This is a genomic window from Galbibacter kalidii (assembly GCF_026241135.1).
GTDB lineage: Bacteria > Bacteroidota > Bacteroidia > Flavobacteriales > Flavobacteriaceae > Galbibacter.
The window spans coordinates 1-4,071 of the sequence record NZ_JAPFGA010000047.1; the positions used below are offsets into that span (position 1 = coordinate 1).

3 protein-coding genes are annotated in these 4,071 nt (G+C 40.6%); all 3 read right to left on the bottom strand.

Translation table 11 applies throughout. From position 1 onward, the window contains the following. Nucleotides 1-1,489, bottom strand: a 1,489-nt coding sequence (locus OOZ15_RS19680) for an IgGFc-binding protein (RefSeq protein ID WP_265958149.1), incomplete at its 3' end; no start/stop codon positions are given. Nucleotides 1,490-2,296: 807 nt separating this feature from the next. Beyond that, the gene (locus OOZ15_RS19685; protein WP_265958150.1) at nt 2,297-3,835 is read right to left on the bottom strand and encodes a Fic family protein; all 1,539 of its coding nucleotides are present in this window, start codon (nt 3,833-3,835) and stop codon (nt 2,297-2,299) included. Between the two features lie 117 nt (nt 3,836-3,952). Then, a complete protein-coding gene (locus OOZ15_RS20495; protein ID WP_416337328.1) occupies nt 3,953-4,066 on the bottom strand; it encodes a T9SS type B sorting domain-containing protein in 114 nt (37 codons plus the stop codon). Between the last annotated feature and the right edge of the window lie 5 nt (nt 4,067-4,071).

Below are 4,071 nucleotides of genomic sequence, written 5' to 3' on the forward strand. Positions count from 1 at the left end.
GGAACCAGCGGTAACCGTCGAAAAGGTCGTCACCGACGTCCAATACCTGCGGCAGACAGGCCGCATCGTCGATGCGAAGGTTGATCGTCGGGGTGAAACCGGAATAGAAGCCGCCGCCACTGGTCCCAACTCCCACAGATGGTCTTACCACCAATGCGCAATACAAATCCTGGGTGGATTCCACTAAAATATCTCCGGTAAGAGCGGATCCACTCAATTTATAGCTGACATATTCTGTACTCCCGTCGATATAGTGCCCGTTGATATCGTCCGTGCCGTAGTTGGTCAAGGTCCCGGCCGTCAAATAGTCCTGCAAAGGGGTACCGTTGATCGATATCTCGCCCAGGGACCGGGTTACTATATGAAAAGATTGAAGAAGACCATTTCCATCCAAATCATCCACCTTAGGGACCAAAACACTTCTTGGTGCCGTACAGATAAAGGGGGGAACCAAATACATTCCGATTTCCCCAACACTATCTGAGCTTATTTGATATACATAAGCTGGATTGGTGGTGCGAATATGCATATTGTCATCATCGGTAAAATCAGTCGCATCAAAGGCCACATATTCCCCTGCGGCCAAGGTAATAGATGGAGTTACTTCGCCATTTAAAAACACCGAGGTGTTGTTGGTATGGGCATATACATACACCCTGTCACCTGCATCATTTTCTGTTTTTGAAACCACATGTTCAGTCCCTATTTCGGTAACAGGGATGGATTGATCCATCAACAAATCCCATCGGTTTGTAGATACTGTATATCTCCCTTCAGAATTACCATTGGTTAGTACAATCCCTTTATCTGCCTGAACCAAAACCCCATTCATTGCAGCTACAGCCCCTAAGGTTTGCATCACATAGGTTTCTCCTCTGTTCAAAACAATAGTCTCAACATGTCCTGCGGGCACAGCCGTATCATTATTAACTCCTAAGATGGTCAATCCGTCAACAAAACCAGAAACCTCAATAATGGTATTGTCCTCGGTAGCCATCATGGAAATAAAATCAGCCCTATTAAAAAAATTCCTCTGAATATCATAGGTCGCAGCGCGGAAAGTCTGCCCGATGGCATTGGTTCCCTTTGATACTTGAAAATCAAGATAGGAACCTAAGCCCATGGCCTGTCTATGATCTACAGAAACAGGTACATCGGACACAATATGGTAACCCATATCAGACAATACCATTCCCCGATCATCATCAACAAGCACCATATCATTATTTCCCCGCCCACCAAGAGCATGCGCCTGATTAGTACCGGCAGGCACAACATAGGTAGCTATCGGGCTTGTATCCGTACCCCTGAAAATCTCAACCGTAGCGTCAACAGTATTTAGGTTGGAAATATTGACTTCCCCAATATGCGGTTCAGTATTATGCGAGTCCGGTATTGGTGACAGCCAATGCTCTAAACTTCCCTGAGCTTGCACGGAAGCAACCCAGCCCAACACCACCACAAACAACAATAGTATTTTTTTTAACATAACCGATCGTTTTATATTCGTAATAAACAGGCATTAAGCCCGGGAAAACCAAGATCAGGGAGCATAATAAAACTACATCAACTTTAGCAGTGTTTCATCCACTATGTAACAAACGGTATAAACAATGAAACAAACGGATGGATTTTTTAAATAATGGTTATTTGGTTGTTAGTTGTTAGTTGTTGGTTGTTGGTTGTTGGGTTTTGAGGTTGAGAGGTAGAAGTAAGTCTTCAATTAACGATTGTCCATTATTCATTCTTCATTAAAATCATCTACTTCTACTCTTTCTGTGTGCCGGGCGGAGCGTAAAGAAGGTGTCTAAAAAGACTTTTTTACACATATTGTCAGTCTGAGCTCCTGTGCTGAACATAGCTTCAGTATGTCGAAGACGATTTGATTTTCGCGTTACATTACACTTCGACAGAGCCTGTACTGAGTTTATCGAAGTACTCAGTGTGACAAAGGTTCTCAAGTCTTTTCAGACACCCTCAGCGATGAAGCCGACCGGCGATAAGGAGTATTTTTCGCCTCTTCCGACAATTGTCGGAAGAAAAAAGCTTAAATGAGTTTAAATGGAAAACATTTGTATAATGAAGATATTAAACGGAAAATACTTGTATAAAGCCTGATCTTTAACTGTCTTTTGTTTTTATAATGGAAAATATTTTCTTAAAAACGCATTATCATGGAAAAAATTTACCCATACATCTCTGAGAGGTTATCCATTTCATTGGGGAGAGCTGTTCTATATATAATGAAGTGATTTCACCCTTAACCCTGCAATGTCACCCTGAGCATTACCTGGACTCAAAATATATTTTGAAATGCACTTTCTATTACCTGTATTTCCTCATTTGTTAATTCCTCAAATTCTTTACCTCTTTTTTTCTTTGATAACATTCCATTGTTCTGGTCAAGAAATTTGATCAACAAGTCCACCTTTGTATCAGGTAATGTTATGTGAGCATTTATGAATTGAACCATTCTGTCATATTTTTCAAGATAATCCAGTTCTTCCGGTATGATTCTTTCGATGGTTTCTTCCACACATTCGTACAAAAACTCAGCTTGCTTTGTTAAATCAAAATATCGATATAGATCGATGGTCTCATTAAGGATTTTAACATTGTGATCCGATGCTTCTTCCCATTGAATTAAATCAACCCTTGAAAAAGAAAAGTGTTCCAATACCTCCTGATATTCTTCTATCCTTTCTAAAATAGCAGAGGATACAGGAAAAATCATTCCCCTTTTAGTGTACCCCATTCGAGTGAGCAAATGATGTATAATATACCTGTGAATCCTTCCATTACCATCAGATAAAGGATGAATGAAGACAAAACCAAAAGCTATGGTAGCTGCAGCCAACACAGGATCGTATAAGGCTTGTTGCAACCGGGCATTTGTTTTCAGTAGTCCCTGCATCAGTGAAGGTAGGTCCTTGGCCCTGGCCGATATATGGTCAGGCATAGGGGTCAAGGTTTCCCTGTCGTGTTCACCAATAAAACCTTCCCCCTTTCGAATGCCCATGTATTTGAGCTTTTTATTGCCGATTACAATGTGCTGTAATCTTCCTATTTCTTCAATGGTAAGGGGAACCTTTCCCGCTTGTCCTATAGCTTTGCCCCAATTCCTTGCTCTCATATTTGGAGGGTATTCTCCTTCAATGGCAAAAGAAGCTTTTGAATCCTTCAACAATAAAAAAGCTGCGGTTCTCCTTATCAGGTCTTTATCCCTTTTTCCCAGCCCCTTTTCAATGGCCGCGGACAAATCTTTTTTAATATATAGTTCCAGCTTTTCCGTTTTTCGTATCATTGGACAGAAATCAGGAACTCCTGGCAAATTGTTTTTTACCCTATGTCGGGTAGAATTTTCTGGTTGACCGGTAAATTGCAACGAAGAGTCAACAACTTCTACATAAGTGCCTTTTTTCAGATCAGGTATCGCAAGTACCCTTTCCATCAACCATTCATATAAAAACCAGGCTCTTCTGGTATATCGTCCGGTAGGCTCTTCCTCCAACATTTTCAGGATTATTTCTTCCCCAATTAGTTCAAAGAATTTTTTTAATATATAAAGGTCTAAAGGCTCATATTTTAAAGCAAAGATCAAATGACTTTTAAGATCATCTTTAGGCTTATGTCTAATCGTAAATACCTGCCATTGTTCTGTATTGTACCGTTGGTGTTTTTCCGTTGCAATAGCTAAAATATCAGGCAGGGGAACTATTATTTTCAGCTTGCTTTCTATTTCTGAAACCAGCAAAGAATAGCCAACCAAAAAACATTCTTCTGGTAGGATACGGCCATGAAAAACAGTTACTTTTTGTGAAAAATAATTACTCATGATGGATTTACATGAAATTCAATTACAAATATAACGTGAAAAATGATTGTTTTGTATGAAAAACAATCATTTTTACAAAATAATCGTGAATTACAGTTACATTTTTTATTGAACTCATTATTTCCTCAGGTAGACCCAGCCCGTCTTGGGGGCCTTGGTGCCGTCCCTGTCGTAGCGCACCACGTAATAGTAGGTCCCGGTGGGCAACAGCTCCCCGTCCCGGTAGTTCATCCGCC